The following is a 24664-nucleotide window of genomic DNA, read 5'->3' as shown; positions in this document are numbered from 1 at the left end:
GGAGCGAGAAAATGAGTTCGTCCCCGGTTTCACAGCGCCATCCATTAAGTCGTGCCATGCACGGTGCGATCTTGGGTTTGATCGTGAGCAGCTACACATTGCCATCGCTGGCGCAAACCTCGGGCGCTGATCACAGCAATCAAGTCAAACAGTGGAATATCGCCCCCGGCCCCCTGGCGCCGGCGCTTGACCGCTTTGCGCGCGAAGCTGGCATCAGCCTTTCCTTCGACGCCTCGAGTGTGGCGAACCGCACCACGGCTGGCGTGAGTGGCACGCTCGATACATCGGCAGCGCTGTCATCCTTGCTCCAGGGCAGCGAATTGCAGATCGAACAGCAAGGCCCGAATGCTTACCTGCTGACCCCTCAAGCAAAAACCGCCGGCCCGCTGGAACTCGACGCAACGGCTGTTGAGGATTACCGCCTCGCCCCACTCATCATCAATGCCAAGGTCCGGGTCAGTGCCGACGACGACACCAATTCCGTGGTCGCCAAGGAGCTCTGGGTTGGCGGCAAGGTGCCCACCAGCATTCTCAATACACCGGCATCGGTGTCGGTGGTGACCAACAAGGAAATGCAGCAGCGCAGCGTCAGCACCACGGAAGAAGCGCTGCAATATACGCCGGGCGTGGTCAGTGACTTTTATGGTACGGATGATCGCAACGACTATTTCCAGATCCGCGGCTTCCAGGCCACCACCTACCGTGACGGCTTGACCCTCAGCTCAATGCGCGGCGTACGCGAAGACCCATTCGCCTATGAGCGCATCGAGATTCTGCGTGGCGCCAACTCCACCCTGTTTGGCCCTGCGGACCCGGGCGGTTCGGTGAATTTCGTGACCAAACAGCCGCGCTTCGAGAAGTTTGGCCAGGGCTATGTGACCTACGGCTCGTTTGACCATGTCGAGACCGGCATCGATGTCGGCGATGCGCTGAACGACGAGAAAACCCTGGCCGGCCGCTTTACTGCCAAAGGCCAGAACAGCGATCGCGAGTACGATCATTCGCAGGACGACAACCAGTTGTTTATGGGTGGCCTCACCTGGGCACCGACGGATTACACGTCCGCCACGATGATTCTGGATTACCTGAAAACCGAGAGTTCGCCCAACAGCGGCGGCTATCCACTGGATCGGGAATACGACCGCAGCAAGTTTTATGGCGAGCCCAGCTACAACTTCCACGATGTCGAGCGCACCAGCCTCAGCGGTAACGTCACCCATGATTTCGACAACGGTTTTGTGCTGCGCAGCAATCTGCGTTACAGCCAGTTGACCGATGATTTCGGCTACGTGTACCTCAGCGACAGCACCGCACGTGTCGGTACCACCGTCGATAGATACCTGTTTGGAACCGACACTGACGCCGACCAGTTCAACGGCAATCTTATGCTGCAATACGATGCCCGCTTCGAGAACATCGACAGCAGCAGCCTGGTGGGCGTGGAGTACCTCGATTCGACCACCAAGGAAAGCTCGGTCTACGCCCTGACGACCCCGATCGATATTGCCAACCCTGTGTTTACTGGCGTTCCACGCTCAATCGCGCCGTATGCCGTCAACAAACGAGACGCGACCACCAAGGCCGTCTTCCTTCAGCAAAACCTGTCGTTCTACGAGCGTTTCATCGTCACCGGGGGCGTGCGCAACGACTCGATGGACCTGACCAGCAAAGGCTTGCAATCCACCGAGAAAGACAACTTCTCCGAAACCTCCTACCGAGGTGCGTTGACCTATATTGTCAACGATGAAGTATCAACCTACGTGAGCATGGTCGAATCCGTCTCGCCGCCGCAGGTTGGCGTAACACCGCAGACAGGCAGGCAGTACGAAGTGGGCGTGAAGTATGCGCCGATGGGGATGGACGCACTGTTCTCCGCCGCCGTGTATGACCTGACCCAGGAAAACGTCACCATCGCTGTGGTGCTGCCGAGCGGCATCATCGAGCAGCAGACCGTAGGCGAATCGCGGGCGCGTGGCCTCGACCTGGAAGCCAAGGCGCAGGTAACGCAGAACCTCAGCCTGATCGGCGGCTATTCCTATATGGAGTCCGAAGTATTGCGTGGTTCGTTGTTCGACGGCAGCTCGCTGAAGGGTAACGAGTTCGCCACGGCACCCAAGCATTCCGCTTCGCTCTGGAGTTACTACGACGTACCCGCCACCGATGTCAGCGTGGGCCTGGGTGCACGCTACGTCGGCGCTTATTACTTCGATGCAGCCAACTCCGGCAAAAGCGATGGCACTACCCTGTTCGACGCTGCCTTCAACTACAAGATAGCCAAGGGCACTGATCTGGCGGTAAACGTCAGCAACCTGCTGGACGAGCAGCACGTGGTCGGCTCCGGCACCGCGAACTTCTACAACCCGGGCCGCGAGATTACTGCCAAGCTGAGCTACAACTGGTAAGCCGGCGGGTAAGCGTTTTTCCCCGTTCAGGAAACGGTGCCCGCGTTACGGCGGGCATCGTCAACTACGGGCAATACCCAGGTTGATCTACGCTTGAATGAAATCACGCGGAGAAACAGATCATGTCCCTCGCTCCCGGAAGAATATTGGCCCTGGCTTTGGGTGTCGTCTTCTGCACATCCGTGCTCGGACAAGGGGCAGCAGACAGCGATTCTCCACCGGCAATACTGCCATTGGCATCCGAGAGCGCGCCGAGACTCATTGCCTACCCGCCGCTCGCCGAGCCGCTCGCCCGTGGAGTGGTCATCATCCAGTTTCGAACAGAGCACGCCAGGATCATGCCGGTGTTTGGCAAGGTGGCTGCCGAGGTATCACCACGTTTAGGTCACCTTCACGTGACCGTCGATGACTGGAAAGGTACGTGGGCGCACACCAGTGAAGACCCGATTATCCTGGTCGGGCTAACGCCCGGTCCTCACAAGGTTCTCTTGGAAGTGGCCGATCCGACGCACCAGATCATCACCAGTACGACAGTGAGTTTTACAGTGCCGGAGAAGAAACCGATGGACGCTCCCCGTCCTGACGATCATCACGCGGCAAAACCATGACTGCTGTGCTATTCACCGAAACAGGCAACAATCGGCGTCTCTGCCAGCGACTGACTGGCTCAATATCTCCAGAAAACCGGGGTCACGAGCACCAACACCGTCAGGATTTCCAACCGGCCCAGAAGCATGCCGACAGTCAGTAGCCATTTGGCTGCATCCGGCAGTGACGAGAAATTACCTGCCGGCCCGATGATTGTGCCCAGGCCGGGGCCGACGTTACACACCGCCGTAGCGGCGCCGCTCAGGGCGGTAATCCAATCAAGCCCGATCAGCGCCAGGCCCAAAGCGATGGCGGCAATCGTGATGGTGAAGAAAAACGAGAAGGTCAGCAGCGAGCGGACGATTTCCTCGTCGATGGGATGGCCGTTGTATTTTTTCTGAATCACGGCTCGGGGATGGATCAACTGCTTCAAGCTACTGACCAGAAGCGCGGCGGCCACCTGAAAACGGAAGATTTTCAGCCCGCCTGCCGTTGAGCCGGAACAGCCTCCGACGAAGGTCAGATAGAAAAACAGCAACACAGCGAAGCTGCCCCACAAGGTGTAGTCGCCAACTGCAATTCCGGTGGTCGTGACGACCGAGGTCACATTGACCGCCACGATACGAAATGCGTCCCACCATCCGTAGTCGCTGTGCAAATACAGCCAGGTACCTACAGCCAGCGATGTGACGAGCAAGAATCCAATAAACCCGCGTACCTGGTGATCCCTGATCAGCGCACGCCGATTGCCCCGACAGGTTGCGACGTACAAGGTGAATGGCAGGCTGCCCAGAATCATGATGACTACCGCCACCCAGTGAATTGCTGGTTGCTCCCAATGCCCGAGGGAGGAGTCCGACGTCGAGAACCCACCGGTGGAGATCAACGACATTGCGTGGTTGATCGCTTCGAATGGGGTCATTCCTGCGAGCCAGAGCGCCAAAGTGCCGATACCCGTCAGGCCCAGATAGAGCAAAAGGATGTACTTGGCTGCGACATGAGAACGTGGTGTCACTTTCTCCGACCAGTCCGAGGATTCTGTCTGGAAAAGACGCATGCCGCCGACTCGCAAGAGCGGAAGAATCGCGACAGCCATGCCAATAAAACCGATGCCGCCTAACCAGTGCAGCATGGAACGCCAGATCAACAAGCCGGGAGAGGCGCTATCCAGACCGGTGAGTACCGTCGAGCCAGTGGTTGTGATGCCCGACATCGTTTCAAAGAACGCATCGGTGTAGCTGATATCGCTGATGAAAACCATTGGTAAAGCTGCGAAGGCGCACACAACAACCCAGCTCGCGGTAGTCAGCAGGTACATGTCCCTGGGCCGAAGATTGCCAGTCTCCGGACGACCTCGCACGATCAATAGCAGACCACAGATGAAGGTAATCAGACTCGACCAGAGAAAGGCCGACAGATCGTCGCTATGCTCATAGACCACCAGCGTCATCATGGGTATAGCCATGCTTACCGCCAGGGTGATCAGAAAAATACCCAAAATGAAGCCGATAAGCCGAATTGCTGCGAGGGACATCACGATAGCGTTCCAAATTAGCGCCGCGCAGTATCGGGTGCCCTCAATAAAGACTGCGTAAATTCTCCGTAAAATTTTTACCTGCAGTCAGTCAGGCTGCGGGAGTCAAAGCGTGGCTAGGAGTCAATTACGGTCCTTCGCAACAGGCAGGAATCGGCCGAAGCCGCCAGTGCCAGCCCTCTTCGCATCAAACGAGTCCCGGCCTGATGCTGCATGCTGCGCGTAAAATCTGGCTGCAGCATGCAGCGCCGTGCAAACGGAAGTTGATCTGCGCTGATCGCTCATCAGGAGGAAACGAGTTTCTCGTAATCAGAGAAGGGCTTGAGCGCTACGGCCGTGCGATGGAACTCGAATACGCCCACTTTGCCACTCTCGAACCGATGGCCAAGCAGGACAAAAAATCTGAGAGCTATCCAGCTCCTGCTGGGTCATAAGAAGCTCGCAAGCACCGTCAGATACCTGGGAATCGTAGTCGATGATGCTTTGGAAATGGCGGAACAGACCGAGCTGTGACCACCGCCTCAACGGTTGATCCAGACCGTCGCTATCCGGCCAAAAGCGGATTTCGATTTGATCGGCGTCGAGGCCGAGACTCTGATCGCTAGCGCGCCACTCGCCCCTAGAGCTGCATTACGGCAAGCGCCCTGCGCAGGGGTTCATCGGATATCTGAATTGGACCGTGAAATGGCACGTCCATATCCAAAACAAGGTAAACGGAAGCGGCAATGAGAAATGACGAGATGATGAACATTCCCATCACCATCGAGTTACGGGGAGCGCGGTATCCAAAACTGGCGAAAATGAGCGTCAACCAGGCAACAAGCATTCCAATAAGCGGGCCAGGAATCGCTCCCTCGGACTGCTCGACGATCTTCCAGCGTTGCTCAATGAGCGAATGATATTGCTGACGAATATCCTGAAGCATCGTTTCATGGTAGCGGTCCAGAGGCTTTATGAGAGCCAAGGATTTTCCTATGTTATCCAAGTATCTAGCCGCCTCGCTGTTACGATGCTGTAGCGCCTCGTCTCCCCGATACGGGGTCTCGATAGCGCGCTCAAGATAGGTGATCAAATGATTTCGTGTGTCTTGCGCCGCATCGCCATAGCCCCGAAGTGTTCGATCAAAAATGATCATGCTGGTTGCATATCCATGGAAGTTTGCATCAATAGACTCGAAGGTGTTTTTGGCGGAATTGATCATCAAGCCAAAGACCAGCGAAGTCATCACCACAAAAATATTGGCTACAAGACGAATTACGGAGTTGGTTTCGTCGTCCCTGTGTTGGGCGGCCAGCTTTGGGTAACAGTGCATCATGAGAAGCGAGGCAGCAACGAGGCATACAAAAATGCCCAGTGCGATCCATAAAGCGTTCATACATCAGTGCCCCAATCAATTTGAGTCAAGTATTGAAGGATAGACCGTAGACTGCTCGACGATTCGGCTCGGACGATACCGCTCTTGCAATCCGGAAGTGCCCCCCAGCAGATGTTCGTCAGTTCTGGTCATGGTTGGAAATTGGTCGAGCTCTGCCAGTCGTTGAGGCAATAAATCTCCCTCCATCTATTTATGGCCGATTGATGAGGCTCATCAGGTGCTGCAATCGACTATTGACTCACCGATCGCGCGGGTGAAAACGACCAAGATGAGTGGTTGGCGACTGCGTAAATTCAAGGAAACTGCACATGCGCAAATATTTGGTCTTACTACTGATTGGCGTCACAGGCGTTGCCAATGCGCAATCCCAATGTTCAAACACGTGGTATCAATCGGTCGATAAGGTTTTGCATACGGCTGATATGCAAGGGCACGGACCGGATTTAGGTTCTGACGAATGGAAGTCAGTCATCGAGACAAAGTTGGGGGTTCAAGATGGGTCAGATGTCCCTGAGCGAAGCTCCGAGCAGTGGTGCAATTACATTGAACAGCAAATCGATGCGATACAGTCGAATGGGGTGCGCACGGGAACATCGTCGGCTATCAATTCGTCAGTTGGTCCATCTTACGATTGCTCAAAGGCAGAGCCTGGCGGTATCGAAGGATTAATATGTGAAGACAAGGAATTATCTGCCCTTGATCGCAAACTCTCGGCAGTGTATGCCAGTGCGAGTATCAAGGCCGGCAACGAGCATCCTCCAATGCTCAAAACAGAGCAGCGGGGGTGGATTAAGGGACGAGACGATTGCTGGAAGAGTAATGACGTCGGTGCATGCTTGCGCATGGAATACCATAACCGCATCGCTGAGTTACAAGCACGGTACCGACTGATCTCTGGCACTGGGCCTGTCTTTTACGAATGCAACGGCAACCCTGCGAACGAGGTGACCGTCATGTTCTTCGAAACTGATCCGCCGACATTAATAGCCGAGCGTGGCGACAGCGCATCGCTGATGTACCAGCAACCCAATGGCGTTGGCATCAAGTACGTCGGACGTAATGAATCGCTTTGGGAACATAAGGCCGAAGCCATCATCACTTGGGGATATGGTGCGCCCGAAGAGCAATGCAAAAGAAAACCTTGAGCAGCGATTTTATTCAGGCTAGTCAAATACAAATGGGTGAAAGGCAGCAATTGAACGATAGCTGCCAACCGGGATCGGTAGCTATCGGCCAGAAGCTGACGGTAGCTACAGGCAGAAATCGACTCACAGCTGCCTTCTAAATCAGTTGGGATCTTTGTTAGAGCGGGCTTACCCGCAAGGAGGCTGCTTAAGCAACGCACATACTCTTCGAGCGATGTCATCTGCGCTATCGGGAATGACCACTGAAATGCCTAAATAGTGTTCAAGGTGTAGGGTAAGCGTGTGTTCACCCACCAACAGATCCCAATAGCGCTGGTCCAGGCCATCGAGCCTCTCTTTCCAGCAACCGCCCAGCCCTTGCTCAATAACCCGGGCCACGTCCTCGAAAAGCTTCCAGTCGGCTTCTTCTGATACTTCAATCCTCACTATGCGTCACCTCACCACCAACAGTCCTCTGATTCTGGTGGCTCCTGTGAATGGCCGCAATGGGTCGACACATAACGGTGGAGGATGACCGCTTTTAGCCGTTAGCGGTCATTCGTGAGCGGCGGATTCCGGCCAGAAGCTGCCTCTCAGGCAGCTAACCGTGAATGGCCACTCGTCAAACAAGGTCCAGCCATTGCAAATGCCAGCAAAGTCTTTTGCCGTAAAAAATAATGTCAGTTCCTTTGGGTCAAATTCTTTGTAGAGCCAATGCCCAAGAATCGGGCCTCTCGTTATCGCGTATTCCAAGCGGTATTTTTGAAGAGGTCAAAAACTGAAGGAGCGTGAATTCAACTCAGACCTGTCACCTCTGTTGAGCGCCCATGGCTTTCCAACAAGGCAGTCATCAAGTAGCACATCGGCCCCAAGCAAGCCACGCAACAAACCTATTCCAGGTTTGTCCTGCCTGAAATCCCAAACCCGCACAAAAAATTCACCGATTAATTGTCAGTTGATCCTTTTCAGCCTATCTTCAATAAAACCTATACAGCCAACCAGTGCGCGTACAACCTTTCACCCTACAGTGTCCCTAACCCGCACCGCCACGAGTAACCCGAATGAGCCCACTATTAGCCAGCCATTACCGTGAAATCCTCGTTGGCGTCGGTGAAAATCCTGAGCGTGAGGGGCTGCTGGATACGCCCCAGCGTGCCGCCAAGGCGATGCAATACCTGTGCAACGGTTACGCGATGAGCCTGGAAGACGTCACCAATGGCGCCCTCTTCGAGTCGCAGAGCGATGAGATGGTGATTGTCAGCGACATCGAGCTTTATTCGCTATGCGAGCACCATATGCTGCCGTTTATCGGCAAGGCGCATGTGGCGTACATCCCTACTGGCCGGGTGCTGGGGCTGTCGAAGGTGGCGCGAGTGGTCGACATGTTCGCGCGGCGCCTGCAGATTCAGGAAAACCTCACTCAGCAGATTGCTCAAGCCATCCAGCAGATCACCGGTGCCGCCGGTGTCGCGGTGGTCATTGAGGCGCGGCACATGTGCATGATGATGCGCGGTGTCGCGAAGCAGAATTCGATCATGACCTCCTCTGTCATGCTCGGTGCCTTTCGCGACAGCGCGACAACGCGGCAGGAATTTCTCCAGCTCATCGGCCGGCGTTAGGCCTATACACAGCCTGTTAACTGTACAAGCTTAAGGAGAAGGAAGATGACCCGATTTCTGCTGCTGTTAGGACTGGCGCTCAGCATTGCAAGCTGCGGCAGTGTCGATGTTGCTCGTTATGCGGATCAGCAACCGGCATTGAGTCTGGAGCAGTTTTTCAGTCAGCCCGTCAAAGCCTGGGGGATGTTTCAGAAGCGCAACGGCGAAGTGGTCAAGCGGTTTGAGGTCGATATCGCCAGCCGTCGTGAAGGAGAAAACCTGATCCTCGACGAGCGCTTCCTTTACAGCGACGGCACCCGTGAACGCCGAGTCTGGACCCTCACTCCCGGGGGCAATGGTCAGTGGAGTGGTCGAGCGCATGATGTGGTCGGCGTTGCGCAGGGCCAGATTGCTGGAAACACTTTCCACTGGCGTTATCGCCTGAACCTGCCAGTCGACGACTCGACCTACGAGATGAGCATGGACGACTGGATGTACCTGGTTGACGAAGACACGTTGATCAACCGCACCCGTATGTCCAAGTGGGGTTTCGAAGTCGGCCAGGTGACGGTGTTTTTCCGTCGTCAGAGCGCTGGTGCCACTCCATGAGCAGCGGGTTGACCCTGGCCTCCTTCGGCGACGGATATCGCGCCTTGGTGATCGGCGCCAGTGGCGCCCTCGGCACGGCGTTTTGCCAACATCTGAACCAGGATTCACGCTGCGCCAGCGTCCGTGCGCTGGGGCGCAAATCTGTGCCGAAGCTCGACCTCGAGCAACCCGAAACGATCGCCAGCGCCGCCGCTGAACTGGCAGGCGAAGCGCCCTATCACCTGATCATTCACGCAGCCGGCCTCCTCCATCGCAACCAAATCAAACCGGAAAAAAGCTACAGCGCGATCAACGCCGAGTCGCTGCAGGCCGTGTTCCAGGTCAACACGCTGGGGCCGGCATTGCTGCTGCGCGACTTTCTGCCATTGCTCGCGCCTCAAGGCGCGATGGCGATGCTTTCGGCAAAAGTCGGCAGCATCGGCGACAACCGTTTGGGCGGCTGGTACGCCTATCGCGCCTCCAAGGCTGCGCTGAACATGCTGATCAAGACCGCCGCGATCGAGCTCTCGCGCACTCGGCCGCAGAGCCGCTTGCTCAGCCTGCACCCGGGCACGGTGGTGTCGCAGTTGTCGCAACCTTTTCGCGGAGCCTCAAGCGCCCGCCCGGCAGACATTGCCGCCGCACAATTACTGAGTCTGATTGACACGCTGACGCCGGCCGATAGCGGCCATTTCTTCGCCTACGATGGAGAACGCCTGCCCTGGTAGGCAAGGAGTGAAGCATGAATCTGCAAACCCTCACCGAGCGTGCGGCCAACAGTGAAGTTCGCGAACTGGAGCTACTGTCACTCGAAGGTGGTTTTTACCTGGCGAGGATTCGCGTGGATCAAGGCCAGTTCACCTTGCTCGATGACGCGGCCAAGCCAATGCACCTGCGTTCGATCACCCACCTGCGCGACTTGCTGCAAACCGTGCCGGCGTTTCCCTGTGTGCTGGTGCAACAATGCGTGCACGATGAAATGTGCGGCCGGGATTCCGGGCCGGTCGAAGAGCTGCGCATTCCGTTTTCGCTGACCACGCCGTTATGACGCCGAAGCGAGGCGAGCGCTGAATGGCAGGCTGATAAAGCGCGCGTCGCCCACCGGCGACGCATTTATCGAACCCCTGCCCCGTCCACGGGTCTGCTTCACATCGATTCCCTGGAAGTAACCCCCATGTCCACTCAACACACGCTTGTCCTGCTTGCCCGAGGCGGATACGCCGCGCGCGGCGTTCTGTATCTGATCATCGGCATCTTCGCGCTATTGGCAGCGCACGACTCCACCAAACCGAAAGACAGCCACAAGAGCCTTGAAGCATTGCTCAGCCAGCCCTTCGGCTACGTGCTGATCGGTGTTGTGGTCGCCGGCCTGCTGGCTTTCGCCGCCTGGCGTGCGCTGCAAGCGATCCGCGATGTCGACCACCACGGCACCAAGTTCAAGGGCCTGGTCATTCGCGCAGGTTTGCTTGCTGGCGGTCTGGTTAACGCGGCGCTGGCCTTCTTTGCCTTGGGCCTGTTGGTGAGTGGCCTCAGGAGTTCGGGCGGTTCCGGCGATGGCAAGACCAAGGATCTGCTCGCGCAGCTGCTGTCGTTCGAGCACTCGAACCTGTTGATTTACCTGATCGCGCTGATCCCGCTCGGCGTCGGTATCGCCCACATCATCAAAGGCTGGAAGGCCACGTTCGAGAAATACTTCGAAGCGGATGACGAAGTGATGCGCTACGTGCGCCCGGTGTCGCGCTTTGGCTTGATCGCCCGAGGCGTGGTGTTTATCGAGATTGCAGTGTTGATGGCAGTCAGCGGCTCGGTTTACCAAGCGACCAATCCACCCGGCATGAAGGAAGCGCTGGATGCTTTGCAGAATCTGCCGGCAGGCGGCGTGCTGTTGATGCTGATGGCGTTGGGGCTGATCGCCTTCTCGGTGTACAGCTTTTCCGAAGCGGCCTGGCGCCGGATCGAAATGGATGTGCGGTTGTAAGCGGCGATTCGAGGGGGCGTTTGCCCCCTCGACTGCTCGTCATCAGGTAAACAAATCAACACCCAACTGGAACGCTACCCATAGCGCCAGACCTGTAGCAAACAACAGCGCGATGTTTTCGAACAGGTTGTTGCGATACTTCTTGTCCAGCAGCGACTTCTGGTTGGACATGATCAGCAAGCCCAGAGAAATCACCGGCAAACCAATGATGTTCAACGCGCTGACGCCAATGGTCAGAGTCACGAAATCCGGCATGCCCGGCATCGACCAGATTAGCGGCGTGACGAGGATGAACAGCATGAACCACTTGTGCATCGGGTCATGATGGAACTCTTTGCCGTACTTCTCGCGACGCTCAGGGCGAACATGCTGGAAGGCATCGGTGATCAGCATCGGAAACGCCGTGGTCTTGCCTGAAATACTGGCGAACAACGTCGCGAACACACCGATGAAGAACACATACCAGCCGATCGGGCCGAAGAAGATTTCCAGCGCCTTGCCCAGATCGCCCAAGGTTTTCACCTCGATGCCATTGGGACGCAGGATTTCCGCGCCAACAATCCAGATCGCCAGGTTGATGATGATCCCGACGAACACCGCAAACAGCAGATCGTTACGTTGAATGCGCTTGTGCTGCGGCCCGGTCCAGCCTTTCTGGCGCATGACATAGGGATGCACGAAGTTGGCAATCGAACCGGCAACCGCGCCGATCACCGAAACCGCGACCAGCAACGCGCCATGCACGCCCTCGTCCGGCGGAATGCTGAAGCCGATGGTGCCTTTGATGATGCCGCTCACATCCGGGCCGGACATCACCGCCAAAGCGATGAACGCCAGGGTCATGATCGCCAGCAGCAGCTTCATCACGCCTTCGATCATCGTGTAGATGTTGCGCCCGACCAGCATCCAGACCGCCAGCACCACCGCCACCGAGCACAGCAATGGCTGATCGATCTTGAACAGCATCGCCAGCGACTCCCCTGCCCCCTTGATCATGTAGGCGTTCATCAAGTGCCCCATCAACAAGGCATAAACCAGCATGAACCAGGCGAACACCGGGTTGAGCTGGGCATAGCCCTGCAGAATGGTCATGCCCTGGTTATTGCACAACTGGAAACGGGCAATGATGTTGACGATCAGGTATCTGAGCAACAACGAGACGGCCAGCACCCACATCATGGCGTAGCCGTAGTTCGCACCGGCCACTGAAGACGTGATGAGATCGCCCGCACCGAGCCACGACAGCACGGCGATAATGCCGGGGCCGAGCAGTTTCAGCGTTCGCAGGAACAGGTTTTGCGGTTTCGCAGCGGCCTGATGATCGAGTGGAGCCATGCTCGTCATAGGGGTATCTCCGTTATTGTTTTTGTGAGAGTTGTTGCACTGCGCACATTAGGTAGGATGTCGTACAACAACGCTAATGGGAGAGTATGTAAAAATGTGTCAAAGCTCAATCATGACTACGCTCTCCGATCATTTCTGCTGATCAAAATCATCTATTACGCGCCTATAAAATAAGCATGGCGACTTTTCAGGCTTACCAAAAAGCCATTGATGCCCCAGTAAATCACTCATAGGATGACTGATCACAACAACAATAAGGCTGGAAATGATGAAAAGAACCCTCTTGTTCGCTGCGTTCGCCTCCACGTTGAGCGTGACGGCTAACGCCGCTACTTACGCTTACATCTCAAGCCCCGGCGACGGTCTGATCTCGCAATACCGTCTCGATCAGAACAACGGCGCACTCACCCTCATCGAACAGGTCCAGGCCGGCGACCAGGTCAATCCCATGGCTCTCACCCCGGACGGCAAGGTGCTGTTTGCAGCCTTGCGGGTCAAGCCCTTCCAGGTCGTGGGTTATCGGATCGATCCCAAAAGCGGTCACCTGACGCAATTTACTCAGGCTCCTCTCGCAGAAAGCATGGCCTACCTGTCGACCGACCGAAAAGGACGCTACCTGCTCGCAGCGTCCTACGGCGCCGATACTCTCAGCGTCCAGAAGATCAGCAAGGATTACCAACCTTCCGCCGATATGGTTCGCTACAAGACAGGCCTGCACGCGCATTCGATTCGTACCGAGCCGAGCAATCGCTTTGCCTACGCTGGCAACCTGGGCACCGACAAGGTTCTGCAATATCGCCTGGATGCCGACACTGGTGAGCTCAGCCCGATCGGCAGCGGCTCGGTCAGCGTCCCGGAGAAAACCGGGCCTCGGCATCTGGCGTTCTCGCCGAACGGCAAATTCCTTTACGTGGTCGGTGAAATGAGCGGCACCGTGACTGCGTTTTCCATCGACGAGGCCAGCGGCGCGTTGACCCGAATCGCTGAAGCCAATGGCATTCCCGAACGTTTGCAACTGGCTCACGGCGAAGTCCGTGATGCGCGCAACAACGATCTAAAAGACGACCCGACCCCGCGCATCTGGGCCGCTGACCTGCGCATGTCGCCGGACGGAAAACTGCTGCTGATGAGTGAGCGCACCAGCAGCAGCGTTTCGGCATTTGCCGTGGATCCGGCAACAGGAGCACTCAAGTTTCTCGACAACTACCCGGTGCAAGAACAGCAACCGCGCAATATCGCCTTCTCCCCAGATGGCCACTGGCTGCTGGTGACCGGAGAGAAAAGCGCCAAGGTCGGTACTTACGCGGTGAGCAAGGATGGCGCGCTGAAGCGTGTCGGTGAAGCGGCCTCCGGCAAAGGCGCTTTATGGATCGAGATACTGCAAACGCCTGATGCATGAATATCTGCGGAGCAGCAACTGCTCCGCTGCCCTGCAACTAATTCCCTGCCGCTTCGGTCATTAGCATTGCCGAGGTTGATGCATTTTCGCATACCTCATTTTCAAGAGACTGTCCACCGTGATCAGCCATCTCGATCGCCGCAACAACCGCTCGCTGGACAGTCTGAATTTCTTCCTTGCCGATGTCCGCGACGGCCTGGGGCCGTACCTCGCCATCTACTTGCTCGCCGTACATCACTGGGACCCGGCCAGTATCGGCGTGGTCATGACCCTCGCCGGTATTGCCGCGCTGGTCACGCAGACACCTGCTGGTGCACTGGTTGACAGCAGCCGGGCGAAACGGGCGCTGATCATCATCGCCGCGTTGTTGGTGACGGCGAGTTGTCTGCTGCTGCCCTTCATTTCGTCATTCAGTCTGGTGGCGTTGACCCAAGCCTTGAGCGCGGCGGCAGCGTCTATTTTTGCCCCGGCCATTTCTGCAATCACGCTGGGCATCACCGGCCCGCGAGCATTCACCCGGCGTACTGGTCGCAACGAGACGTTCAACCATGCCGGCAACGCGTGCGCGGCGTTATTGGCCGGTTTGTTTGCGTATCTGTTTGGTCCGGTGGCGGTGTTTTATCTGATGGCGGTCATGGCGCTGGCCAGCGTGATTGCCGTGCTGTTCGTCTCGGCCGAGGCGATTGATCATGACGTCGCGCGCGGCCTCCAGCCTGGCGATCAAAGTCATCAGCCGTCCGGGTTCAAGGTGCTGCTGAGCAATCGCCCGTTACTGATGTTTGCCCTGTGCTGCGCGCTATTCCACTTGGCCAACGCGGCGATGCTGCCGTTGGTGAGCCAGAAACTCGCGCAAGCCAACTTGCACATGGCCACGCCGCTGACCTCGGCGTGTATCGTCGCCGCGCAACTGGTGATGGTGCCAATGGCCCTGCTGGCCGGTGCGAAAGCCGATGTCTGGGGGCGCAAACCGTTGTTGCTGGCGGGTTTTCTGATCCTGCCGCTGCGCGGGTTGCTCTACACATTCTCGGATGATCCGTATTGGCTGGTCGCCGTGCAGTTGCTCGACGGCGTCGGCGCCGGGCTGTTCGGGGCGCTGTTCCCGGTGATGGTCAAGGATCTGACTCTCGGCTCCGGGCATTTCAATGTCAGCCTCGGGGCGCTGACGACAGCGTTTGGTCTGGGCGCGGCACTGAGCAACGGGCTGGCCGGTTTTGTCGTCGAGGCCGCCGGTTACAGCGCGGCATTTCTGACCCTTGCCGCAATTGCAGGAGCAGCGTTTCTGCTGCTGTTGATCGGTGTTCCGGAAACGCTGCAGCGGACTGAGAAATTCGAGTCCGCTGCAGTGATGGGCCAAACCTGAACTAATCGCCACCGCAGCCATCGCCTAAAACGCTGTAAGTGGCGACATGCCGCTGGCCGTGGCTGTCTTCATAGACGACCTCCACCGGAACAATTCCGCAGGCGGCGCTGGTGTCGGTGATGCTGATGGTTTTGGCGATCTCCAGTGACACGCCGGTCTGTGCAGGTTCGGTGGCAGCGAACACGTTGCCGGCGAGGATGGCCAGGGTCAAAGCAAAAAGCGTTTTCATGGTGTGATCTCTCTATAAAGGATGAGGAATTCAGGCCTGACGTTCAGTCAGCAATTGGCGCGCGGAATCGGCCATCACCGGCAGCGCTCCGGCAAGCATCAGGACGTCTTTGAGCACCAGGCGTCCGGCGCCGGACAGATAGGGAAAACCGTGCTGACCATCGCCCAGCGCAGCGACCCAGGCTTCAGGTGTGGTGATCAGAAAGCTCAGGGTCACCAGCGGCGTAGCGAACGCCAGCGCGCCACCGAGCAGCCCGGTGCGGCGGGAAAGCCGGTTGGACAGGACCAGCAGACCGATGAGGATTTCCACCACGCCAAGCCCGGTGGAAAAGCCGTAAGTGTTGTTCGCGGTCTGCCAGGCGCGCTTGTCGGCGTTCAGCTCGCCCTCATGGGTCAGGTGCGCCTTGTAGTCCTGCGGGTGTTCGTAGAAGAACGACATCACCGGGCTGTTGGCGACGAAGGGCGTGATGCTGTCGGCTTCGTACGGGACGAATTTCAATGCGCCGATCCACAGAAAGACGATGGCGATGGCCACGCGCATCAGCGGGATGCCGAGGCGATCGAGTTTGCCGAGCTGTTGTAGTCCGGCGTTGATTGAGGTGAACATGCGACTTCTCCAGATCAATGAAAGTGGAGTCAGTCTGAGGTGCTATCGAATCGCGCTTTTGTCGGTCATGCTCAACGTCTTGCTCAATCGTCTCAACTTTGCGGATTTCCATCGTAATGGGTGCCAATGAACTCGCTCGATAAGCTCATCAGCCTGGCCAACGTGCGCGGCAGTCTTGATCTGCGTTGCCAGTTTCAAGGCGACTGGGCGCGCGATCATCAACAGGAAGCCTTGGGCAAGGCGCCCTATCACGTCGTGCTCAAAGGTGAATGCCGCGTTGAGCTGGCCAGCGGGCAACGCCTGGCGATGCGCGCCGGCGATATTCTGCTGTTGCCACGGGGTACGCCGCATGTGCTGCACAGTGCCGGCAAGAACGTAGCGCCGATGTCGCCAACGCTGATTTCCGGCGGGGTGTTGCCGATTTATCGGCTGGGTGGGGCGAGCGCCGATCTGGACATGCTCTGCGGTGGTTTTCATTACAACCGCGCGTCGATGCTGTTCGCCGCGCTCCCCGACTACCTGCTGATTGCCAACGATGGCTTGCCGATTGATGCGCCGCTGACCGCCCTGATTGCGCTGTTGCGCAGCGAAGCCGACAGCGAACAGCCGGGCGCGCGCTTTCTCCTCGATTCACTGTCCCAAGCCTTGTTCACCTTGATCCTGCGTGCGCACCTGGGCCGTGCCGATCAAGCCAAAAGCACCTTGGCGCTGCTCGGCAACCAGCGCCTCGGCCGCACCTGTCAGGCAATCTTGGCCGACCCGGCGCACGAGTGGACCATCGAAGCCATGGCCGATACCGCGAACATGTCCCGCGCGACGTTCATGCGCACCTTCGCTCGGGTCGCTGGCGTGTCGCCGTGGGTCATGCTGACCCAGTTGCGCATGGAGCTGGCGTTCAGTCTGCTCAGCCATTCGCATCTGGGCCTTAACGACATTGCCGTGCAGGTCGGCTACCAGTCGCAAGCTGCATTCAGCAAGAAATTCAAGGAAACCTACGGCGAGGCCCCAGGCAAGATTCGCCGCGCGATCTGAACGGATGGATCGCTTTGTATCAGCGTGTAGCTTTTACCAACACAGATACACACGCATGCGAAGTTCGGCCGTGCGCACACAGAACTGACACATTTAGCGCGCTAAATACCCCTGTCGCTTCCATTCCTACCTTAATCAATCGACAGGACATCACCATGAACAAAGTCTTCGCTACCCTCGCCCTCACTGCCGCCATGTTCGGTGCCACTGCCGCCTTCGCCGCGCCGGTTAAACCTACCGTGGTGCTGGTGCACGGTGCGTTCGCCGATTCGAGCAGTTGGAACGGCGTGGTCAAGATTCTCGAGAAGGATGGCTATCCGGTGATCGCCGCCGCCAACCCGCTGCGCTCGGTCAAGGGTGATGCGCAATCGGTAGCGGATGTATTGGCCAGCGTGAAAACCCCGGTGGTGCTGGTCGGCCACTCTTACGGTGGCCCGGTGATCAGTGAAGCCGCCTACGGCAATGCCAATGTCAAAGCGCTGGTGTACGTCGCGGCTTTTGCGCCGGAAAAGGGTGAAACCGCAGCTGAGCTGTCCGGGCGTTTCCCCGGCAGCACCCTCGGCCCGACCCTGTCGGCCCCGGTTGAGCTGGCCGATGGTGGCAAGGATTTGTACATCCAGCAGGATAAATTCCACGATCAGTTCGCAGCCGATGTTTCCCCGGCAGATGCGAAGCTGATGGCCGTCACGCAACGCCCGGTGACCGTCGCCGCGCTCAACGAAGCCGCCACCGAGCCTGCATGGAAAACCGTGCCGTCGTACTTCGTCTACGGCGATCAGGACAAGAACATCCCGGCGCAAGCCCTGGCGTTCATGGCCGAGCGCGCGCACTCCAAGCAGACCGTCGTGGTCAAAGGCGCGTCGCACGTGGTGATGGTGTCCAACCCGAAAGCCGTCGCCAGCCTGATCGAAACCGCTGCGGCCGGGAAGTGATTCATCGCTGAGTTGAACCTTGAAGCGTTAGCCGTGAACCCTGTTCACGGCTTTCAGCGCTGGGTAGTGTTGCAGCCGCTCGCTGAGAAAATCCACAAACGTGCGCACCTTCGCCGGTACGCGCGGATGTTTCAGATAGACCAGTTGCACAGGTAACGCCGGCGGCTCAAAGGCCTGCAACACCAATTCCAGTTCGCCGGCGGCAACCTGGCTGGCGACCTGATAAGACAGCACGCGGGTAATGCCCCAACCGGAACTGGCGATATTGATCGCAGCCTGATTGGCGGTGACCACCAGACGCGGCTCGAAGCGAAAACTCAACGGGCCATCGGCATGGGCGAATTGCCAATCGCTGAGCAAATGACTGGCGGACGACATGACGATATTGGCGCGGCTCAAGTCGTTCGGATGTTGCGGCCGGCCATACCGGGCGAAGTAATCGGGGGTGCCGCAAATCACCTGGCGGACCTCGCCGACCTTGATCGCATGCTGATTGTTCTCGTGCAGATGGCCGATGCGCACGGCGACATCGATACCCTCTTCCGCCATGTTCACCACGCGATCAACCAGCAAAGCCTTCAGATGCACCGAAGGAAACGCGTCCAGGTATTGCGCCAGCAACGGCGCGATGAACAGTTCGCCAAACAACACCGACGCGGTCACGCTCAAATGCCCACACGGCACCCGATAGCTGCCGGCGGCGGCCTCTTCGGCTTCGTCGACATCACAGAGTATCCGCCGACAATCATCCAGGTAACGATGCCCGGCTTCGGTCAGATGCAGGCTGCGCGTGGTGCGCGACAACAGACGTGTGCCGATGCGTTGCTCCAGCGCAGCGATGGCGCGGGTGACGCTGGGGGGCGAAGTGTTCAAACGCCGAGCCGCAGCCGCAAAGCCACCCTCCTCGGCCACAGCCAGGAACATGCGCATTTCCTGAAAACGATCCATAGACGGCAACCTGTAAAAAACCTCGAAAACACAGTGAGTCCATTTGGGAGCGAGCCTGCTCGCGAAGGATTTCTGTCAGTCAACAACGATGCTGAATGCCCCACCGCTTTCGCGAGCAAGCCCGCTCCCACAGGGGTTGGTGTACACAGTTGAATTGGGGCAATGCTTCAACTCCCGCCAGTACGCCCGCACATTCGGATATTTCTCCAGCGAGACATTGTCTTCCAATACATGGATACCACTGCTAACGCCTAACCAGTGGGAGCGGGCTTGCTCGCGAAGACTTTCTGTCAGTCAACAACCATGCTGAATGACCCACCGCTTTCGCGAGCAAGCCCGCTCCCACAGGGGTTGGTGTACACAGTTGAATTGGGGCAATGCTTCAACTCCCGCCAGTACGTCCGCACATTCGAATATTCCTCCAGCGAGACATTGTCTTCCAATACATGGATAGCACTGCTAACGCCTAACCTGTGGGAGCGGGCTTGCTTGCGAAGGCGTCAGGTCAGTCAACATTAATACTGAATGACCCACCGCTTTCGCGAGCAAGCCCGCTCCCACAGGGGTTTGGCGTGTGCTGATATCAAGCTGTTTGCAGGCCCACTGCTGTGCGCTGAAAGCCGACAAATTTGGGTAATGCTTCAGCCCGTTCAAGCCACGCACTTACAATGCAAAGCCCCAATGCCTTCCGGTGCATAGGCTGGCACAGCCGACGCCTAACCTGTGGGAGCGGGCTTGCTCGCGAAGGCGTCAGGTCAGTCAACATTAATACTGAATGACCCACCGCTTTCGCCGGCAAGCCCGCTCCCACAGGGGTTTGGCGTGTGCTGATATCAAGCTGTTTGCAGGCCCACCGCTGTGCGCTGCATGCCGACGAACTTGGGCAGCGCCTCGACCCGCGCCAGCCATGCCCGCACATTCGGGTAATCCTCCAGCGAGACGTTGCCTTCCGGTGCGTGGGCGACGTAAGTGTAGGCGGCCACATCGGCAACGGTTGCTTTGTCGCCGGCGAGGAATGCGCTGTTGCCCAACTCGTCTTCCATCACCTGCAACAACCCATGAGAACGCTTGATCGCATCAGCCGCGTCGTAACCCGCGCCGAACACCGTGATCAAGCGCGCCGTCGCCGGACCCGAGCTGATCTGCCCGGCAGCCACCGATAACCAGCGCTGCACCTTGGCTTGCTCGACGGGATCACTCGGCAGCCACTGGCCGTTGCCGTATTTGCTCGCCAGATAAAGAAGAATGCCGTTGGAATCCGCGAGCACCGTGCCGTTGTCGTCGATCACCGGCACCTGGCCGAAACGGTTGAGGGCGAGGAATTCAGGCGTTTTGTGTGCGCCTTTCATCAGGTCGACGAACACCAGTTCGGTCGGCACATCCAGCAGGGACAACATCAACTCGACGCGATGCGAGTGGCCGGACAACGGATGGCGGTACAGTTTGACGGCTGACTGAGACATGACGTGCTCCTGGATTATTTGAGGTCGACCCGCTGATCGTGTCGATGGAGCTCATCCTGCTCCCCTGCCGCAAATCGCGGAATCCTCAACAAATACAATCGAGCATTTCAGCCAGTGAAATAATCACCCTTCTCCTTTAGCGCGCGTAGGGATCATTTCACCGAGTGAAACAGTGGATTGCAGTTTCTGGCCATTCCCTCGCAACCGGCCGAGGGCGAACATGAGCCCACTTGAGCTTCAGCCCCTGGCGGCTCACCGGCCCGTTTGCACCCGAGGAGAATCGAAATGGACACAGCGTCGAAACCGCAGACCTCGCCCTGGCATGAAGGTGAGCTGACCCTGCAACGTGCCGTCGGCGCGGTGGAGATGATGGTCGGTGTCGGCCAGCGGCAACTGGCCCGCGACTGGATGCCGGACCAGCACCGCGAGTTCTATGCGCAACTGCCCTTCGTCGTGCTCGGCGCCGTCGATGGCCAGGGCGATCCGTGGGCGACGCTGCGTACCGGTCAACCGGGGTTCATGGATTCGCCGTCGCCACAGGTGCTGAAGATCAAACTCGACGCGCAGCCCAACGACCCGGCCAATCAAGGCCTGCAACCCGGCGACGCGATCGGCATGCTCGGCATTGAGCTGCACACCCGTCGGCGCAATCGCATGAACGGCAACATCAGCCGCCGCGATGCCGACAGCCTCGAAATCAGCGTGACCCAGGCTTACGGCAACTGCCCGCGCTACATCAATCTGCGCCATTACGCCTTCGTCGATGAGACCACCGACACCGCGCTCGACTTGGCTGTCAGCGAACCCTTGGTGCGCGACATGATCACCGCCGCCGACTCGTTCTACGTGGCCACTTATGTGGTGCGCGACGGCGAGCGCCAGGTCGATGTGTCCCATCGCGGTGGCAAATCCGGCTTCGTGCACCTGGACGAGGACGGCACCCTGACCATCCCGGATTTCTCCGGCAATCTGTTCTTCAACACCTTGGGCAACATCCTGCTCAACCCGCGCGCCGGGCTGACCTTTATCGATTTCGAAAGCGGCGATCTGTTGCAGATGACCGGCAGCGCAGAAGTGCTGCTCGACGATCCGCGCATCGCCGCGTTCCAGGGCGCCGAGCGCCTGTGGCGTTTCAAGCCGCAGCGCATCGTTTACCGTCAGGCCGCGCTGCCACTGCGCTGGGCCGAGCAGCCGGAAGGCGATTCGCCCAACTCGCAAATGACCGGCAGCTGGGAACAGACCCGCGAACGTTTGCAGGCCGAAGCGCTGCGTAATCAATGGCGCGCGCTGCACGTCACACGGGTGGTCGATGAGAGTCCGCAGATCCGCTCTTTTTACCTGCAAGCCAACGACGGCTTCGGCCTGCCGCGCTTTGAACCGGGCCAGCACTTGCCAATCAAGGTCTTGCTCGATGGCCAGGATGCCGCGTCGATCCGCACCTACAGCGTGTCCAGCGCGCCGTCGGACGAGTTCTTGCGCATCAGCGTCAAACGCGATGGCTCGGTGTCTTCGCATCTGCATGATCGGATTCAGGCATTGGACATGATCGAAGCCCGCGCGCCGCAAGGCGACTTCACCGTCGACGCCACCGAACGCCGGCCACTGGTGCTATTGGCCGCAGGGGTTGGGGTAACGCCGTTGCTGTCGATGCTGCGCGAAGTGGTCTATCAGGGCAAACGCATCAGCCGCATGCGTCCGACCTGGGTGGTGCAAAGCAGTCGCACCGTCGAGGATCTGGCCTTTCGCGAAGAAATCGACGCCCTGGCTGCGCGCGCGGGTGACAAGGTCAAGGTGCTGCGCGTGGTCAGTCAGCCGCCGCTGGAGGCTACAGCGCAGGGTTACGATCACCCCGGGCGCATCGACATCGCCTTGCTGAAAAGCCTGCTGCCGCTGGATGACTACGATTTCTACCTGTGCGGTCCGGGCAGCTTCACTCAGGCGCTGTACGACGGCCTGCGCAAAATGCGCATTCCCGATGATCGCATCCACGCCGAAACCTTCGGCCCGTCGACGCTGATCCGCGATGTCGAAATCAGCACCCCGGCGCCGCCGCAAGTGCCGGTCGCCGAAGAGCCGGTCAAGGTGTTGTTCGCCACGTCCGGCAAGGAAGCACGCTGGGAACCGGGCAGCGGCACCTTGCTGGAACTGGCCGAGGCACGTGGCTTGAATCCGGAGTTCAGCTGTCGCGGCGGTTCGTGCGGCACCTGCAAAACCCGCCTTACCAGCGGCCAGGTGCATTACCTGACCCCGCCGGCCATGCGCCTGGCGGACGACGAAGTGCTGATCTGCTGCGCCGCCCCGGCGCAGGGCAGCGACACCCTGGTGCTGGATGTTTGAATGTTGAGGAGGTGCGCCATGAAGCCGTATGCAGAAACCAGCGTGGTTTGGCCGCAAGAGAAAAACGGACTGTCCGCCAGCGAATGCGAACGCAGTTTTTTGCTGCCGCAACTGATGGGCTCGCTCGCCGGTGAAACCTGCGCGTTGACTGGCTCACTCAGTCAACGCGAGCCTCTGCCTTCGAGCCCGAACGGCTGGTTTTCCCGTGGGCTCAAAGCGTTGTTTGCTTAGGCTTTGCCCACCGCCGCCACTCTGCCCGCTGGCCCGTGCTGGCGGCTGGTGACCAGGCCTACGAACGAGATCAGCAACGCCAGGCCAATGGTCGAAGTCACTTCAAGGCGATGTTCCGGGGTGATCATCATCACGGCCAAAGCGGCGCAGATGAAGGCGATGACCAGCCAGGTGAGCCAGGGGAACAGCCACATGCGCAAGGTCATTTCGACCTTTTCCCGTTCCAGTCGGCGGCGCATGCGCAACTGCGAAATGGCGATCACCAGATACACCAGCAAGGCAATCGCACCGGAGCTGGCGAGCAGGAACTGGAACAAACCGGCCGGCATGAAGTAGCTGAGCAAGGTCACACCCGCGCCAATCACCGTGCTGGCGATCACTGCCGCGCGTGGCACGCCGGCCGCCGAAGTCACCTTCAATGCCGGCGGCGCATCGCCGCGTCGGCCCAGCGAATAGAGCATGCGCGAGGAAATGTAGATCGACGAGTTCATGCAACTGGCCACCGCGATCAATACGACCACGTCGACGAGGAATTTGGCGTTGGGGATGTTCATCAGTTCCAGTGCGCGCTGGTAGGAACCGACCGAGGCGAGTTGCGGGTCATTCCACGGCACTACGGAAATCACCACGAAGATCGACAGCAGATAGAAGATGCCGATGCGCCAGATCACCGAACGCGTGGCCTTGGCGATGTTCTGCGCCGGATTGTCCGACTCCGCAGCGGCAATGGTCACCGCTTCGGTGCCGATGAAACTGAACATGATGGTGATGAACGCGCCGACCACCGCCGACATGCCGTTCGGCGCAAAGCCGCCGTGCTCGGCCATCAGCGTGCTCAAGCCACTGGCTTCGCGTTCGGGAATCCAGCCCATCAGCACCGCAAAACCCAGACCGATGAAACCGATGATCGCGATGACCTTGGCCATGGCGAACCAGAATTCGAACTCGCCGTATTTCGACACGCTGAACAAATTGGTGACCACCAGCAGCACGATCGACAGCAAAGCGAACAACCAGGCATCGACCTGGGGAAACCACTGATTGAGCACATGCCCGGCGGCCAACGCTTCGATGGGAATTACCAGCACCCAGAACCACCAGTAGAGCCAGCCAATGGTGAACCCGGCCCAGCGGCCGATGGCTTGATCGGCGTAAGTGGAAAACGAGCCGGTGTCGGGATGGGCCACGGCCATTTCGCCAAGCATGCGCATCACCAGCACGACCAAAAGACCGGAGAACAGGTAAGCGAGCAGCACCGCAGGTCCTGCGGCGGCGATGGCGTGGCCTGAGCCAACGAAAAGTCCTGCGCCGATGATGCCGGCAATGGAAAGCATGGTGACGTGACGCGGTTTGAAACCTTGCGCCAACTGACCGTTGGAGTCCTTGGGGTTCAGGCTAGTCATGGGTTCTTATTGTTCTCATGATCGACGTTTGGGCCACTGACTGTGCGTCAGGCGATCATCATTTCCGGTGCCGACATCAGGCGAAAGCTGCGACGCAGACGCTTTGTCGACGAAATGATGCTTCACCTTACGTGGCCCGACCGCCGCCCAACTAGCCTGAGTGCGGCATGCCGATGTCTGATTTCGACATGCC

At 58.4% G+C, this 24664-nt stretch carries 23 protein-coding genes; 14 read left to right on the top strand and 9 right to left on the bottom strand.

The window, feature by feature from the left end; translation table 11 throughout:
• Positions 1–11 precede the first annotated feature (11 nt).
• Positions 12–2402, top strand: a complete 2391-nt coding sequence (locus tag AB4N53_RS06655; RefSeq protein WP_460119204.1) for a TonB-dependent siderophore receptor — start codon at positions 12–14, stop codon at positions 2400–2402.
• Positions 2403–2524: 122 nt separating this feature from the next.
• The gene (locus tag AB4N53_RS06650) at positions 2525–3010 is read left to right on the top strand and encodes a DUF6130 family protein (RefSeq protein ID WP_460119202.1); all 486 of its coding nucleotides are present in this window, start codon (positions 2525–2527) and stop codon (positions 3008–3010) included.
• 59 nt (positions 3011–3069) lie between these two features.
• Here the strand turns inward: AB4N53_RS06650 and AB4N53_RS06645 are convergent, their stop codons facing one another.
• Positions 3070–4524 (bottom strand): TrkH family potassium uptake protein, encoded by a 1455-nt coding sequence (locus AB4N53_RS06645; RefSeq protein WP_460119200.1) that lies wholly within the window; start codon positions 4522–4524, stop codon positions 3070–3072.
• A 619-nt stretch (positions 4525–5143) separates the two neighbouring features.
• Entirely contained in the window at positions 5144–5899 is a 756-nt protein-coding gene (locus AB4N53_RS06640; protein ID WP_460119198.1) for a bestrophin-like domain, read from the bottom strand.
• A 308-nt stretch (positions 5900–6207) separates the two neighbouring features.
• Between AB4N53_RS06640 and AB4N53_RS06635 the strand changes: the two genes are divergently transcribed.
• On the top strand, positions 6208–7044 hold the full coding sequence (locus AB4N53_RS06635) for an MliC family protein (RefSeq protein ID WP_460119196.1): 837 nt from the start codon (positions 6208–6210) through the stop codon (positions 7042–7044).
• A gap of 168 nt (positions 7045–7212) precedes the next feature.
• Here the strand turns inward: AB4N53_RS06635 and AB4N53_RS06630 are convergent, their stop codons facing one another.
• Positions 7213–7470, bottom strand: a complete 258-nt coding sequence (locus AB4N53_RS06630; RefSeq protein ID WP_460119194.1) for a DUF3630 family protein — start codon at positions 7468–7470, stop codon at positions 7213–7215.
• 614 nt (positions 7471–8084) lie between these two features.
• Here AB4N53_RS06630 and folE point away from each other — a divergent pair.
• The 5 genes from folE to AB4N53_RS06605 all read left to right on the top strand — a co-directional run bounded on the left by folE (position 8085) and on the right by AB4N53_RS06605 (position 11187).
• A complete protein-coding gene (folE, locus tag AB4N53_RS06625; protein ID WP_460119192.1) occupies positions 8085–8642 on the top strand; it encodes a GTP cyclohydrolase I FolE in 558 nt (185 codons plus the stop codon).
• Positions 8643–8687: 45 nt separating this feature from the next.
• A complete protein-coding gene (locus AB4N53_RS06620; protein WP_460119190.1) occupies positions 8688–9230 on the top strand; it encodes a DUF3833 domain-containing protein in 543 nt (180 codons plus the stop codon).
• Positions 9227–9937, top strand: coding sequence for an SDR family oxidoreductase (locus tag AB4N53_RS06615; protein WP_460119188.1), 711 nt, complete (start codon positions 9227–9229; stop codon positions 9935–9937). Before AB4N53_RS06620 ends, AB4N53_RS06615 begins: the two co-directional genes overlap by 4 nt.
• Positions 9938–9951: 14 nt before the next feature.
• Positions 9952–10257, top strand: a complete 306-nt coding sequence (locus tag AB4N53_RS06610; RefSeq protein WP_016774774.1) for a DUF6482 family protein — start codon at positions 9952–9954, stop codon at positions 10255–10257.
• A gap of 126 nt (positions 10258–10383) precedes the next feature.
• Positions 10384–11187 carry a DUF1206 domain-containing protein gene (locus AB4N53_RS06605; RefSeq protein WP_460119186.1) on the top strand — a complete coding sequence of 268 codons (804 nt, stop codon included), beginning with the start codon at positions 10384–10386 and terminating at the stop codon, positions 11185–11187.
• Positions 11188–11229: 42 nt separating this feature from the next.
• Here AB4N53_RS06605 and AB4N53_RS06600 read toward each other — a convergent pair whose 3' ends face one another.
• Positions 11230–12522 carry an Nramp family divalent metal transporter gene (locus AB4N53_RS06600; protein WP_409037407.1) on the bottom strand — a complete coding sequence of 431 codons (1293 nt, stop codon included), beginning with the start codon at positions 12520–12522 and terminating at the stop codon, positions 11230–11232.
• Positions 12523–12796: 274 nt separating this feature from the next.
• Between AB4N53_RS06600 and AB4N53_RS06595 the strand changes: the two genes are divergently transcribed.
• Both AB4N53_RS06595 and AB4N53_RS06590 read left to right on the top strand, forming a co-directional pair.
• On the top strand, positions 12797–13930 hold the full coding sequence (locus tag AB4N53_RS06595; protein WP_460119184.1) for a lactonase family protein: 1134 nt from the start codon (positions 12797–12799) through the stop codon (positions 13928–13930).
• Between the two features lie 118 nt (positions 13931–14048).
• Positions 14049–15290 carry an MFS transporter gene (locus tag AB4N53_RS06590; protein ID WP_460119182.1) on the top strand — a complete coding sequence of 414 codons (1242 nt, stop codon included), beginning with the start codon at positions 14049–14051 and terminating at the stop codon, positions 15288–15290.
• Between the two features lies 1 nt (position 15291).
• Here the strand turns inward: AB4N53_RS06590 and AB4N53_RS06585 are convergent, their stop codons facing one another.
• Both AB4N53_RS06585 and rclC read right to left on the bottom strand, forming a co-directional pair.
• A complete protein-coding gene (locus AB4N53_RS06585; RefSeq protein WP_460119180.1) occupies positions 15292–15519 on the bottom strand; it encodes a DUF2790 domain-containing protein in 228 nt (75 codons plus the stop codon).
• A 30-nt stretch (positions 15520–15549) separates the two neighbouring features.
• Entirely contained in the window at positions 15550–16125 is a 576-nt protein-coding gene (gene rclC, locus AB4N53_RS06580; protein ID WP_460119178.1) for a reactive chlorine resistance membrane protein RclC, read from the bottom strand.
• 126 nt (positions 16126–16251) lie between these two features.
• Between rclC and AB4N53_RS06575 the strand changes: the two genes are divergently transcribed.
• Together AB4N53_RS06575 and AB4N53_RS06570 are read left to right on the top strand one after the other, a co-directional pair.
• Positions 16252–17157, top strand: a complete 906-nt coding sequence (locus AB4N53_RS06575; RefSeq protein WP_460119176.1) for an AraC family transcriptional regulator — start codon at positions 16252–16254, stop codon at positions 17155–17157.
• Between the two features lie 155 nt (positions 17158–17312).
• Positions 17313–18089 (top strand): alpha/beta fold hydrolase, encoded by a 777-nt coding sequence (locus tag AB4N53_RS06570; protein WP_460119174.1) that lies wholly within the window; start codon positions 17313–17315, stop codon positions 18087–18089.
• Between the two features lie 27 nt (positions 18090–18116).
• Here the strand turns inward: AB4N53_RS06570 and AB4N53_RS06565 are convergent, their stop codons facing one another.
• Both AB4N53_RS06565 and AB4N53_RS06560 read right to left on the bottom strand, forming a co-directional pair.
• On the bottom strand, positions 18117–19037 hold the full coding sequence (locus tag AB4N53_RS06565) for a LysR family transcriptional regulator (RefSeq protein ID WP_460119172.1): 921 nt from the start codon (positions 19035–19037) through the stop codon (positions 18117–18119).
• Positions 19038–19870: 833 nt separating this feature from the next.
• The gene (locus AB4N53_RS06560) at positions 19871–20500 is read right to left on the bottom strand and encodes a glutathione S-transferase family protein (RefSeq protein ID WP_460119170.1); all 630 of its coding nucleotides are present in this window, start codon (positions 20498–20500) and stop codon (positions 19871–19873) included.
• A 285-nt stretch (positions 20501–20785) separates the two neighbouring features.
• Here AB4N53_RS06560 and AB4N53_RS06555 point away from each other — a divergent pair, with 285 nt between their 5' ends.
• Both AB4N53_RS06555 and AB4N53_RS06550 read left to right on the top strand, forming a co-directional pair.
• Positions 20786–22837: a 2Fe-2S iron-sulfur cluster-binding protein gene (locus AB4N53_RS06555; protein WP_460119168.1), complete on the top strand. Its 2052-nt coding sequence runs from the start codon at positions 20786–20788 to the stop codon at positions 22835–22837.
• Between the two features lie 18 nt (positions 22838–22855).
• Entirely contained in the window at positions 22856–23068 is a 213-nt protein-coding gene (locus tag AB4N53_RS06550; RefSeq protein WP_460119166.1) for a hypothetical protein, read from the top strand.
• On the opposite strand, the gene gabP is transcribed toward AB4N53_RS06550, so the two are convergent.
• On the bottom strand, positions 23065–24471 hold the full coding sequence (gabP, locus tag AB4N53_RS06545; protein ID WP_460119164.1) for a GABA permease: 1407 nt from the start codon (positions 24469–24471) through the stop codon (positions 23065–23067). The genes AB4N53_RS06550 and gabP overlap by 4 nt on opposite strands.
• Positions 24472–24664: the final 193 nt, after the last annotated feature.

This window comes from Pseudomonas sp. H3_E04 (assembly GCF_054668915.1).
Note: the sequence above shows the minus strand (reverse complement) of the source record. Positions and strands in the feature narration are given on the sequence as shown.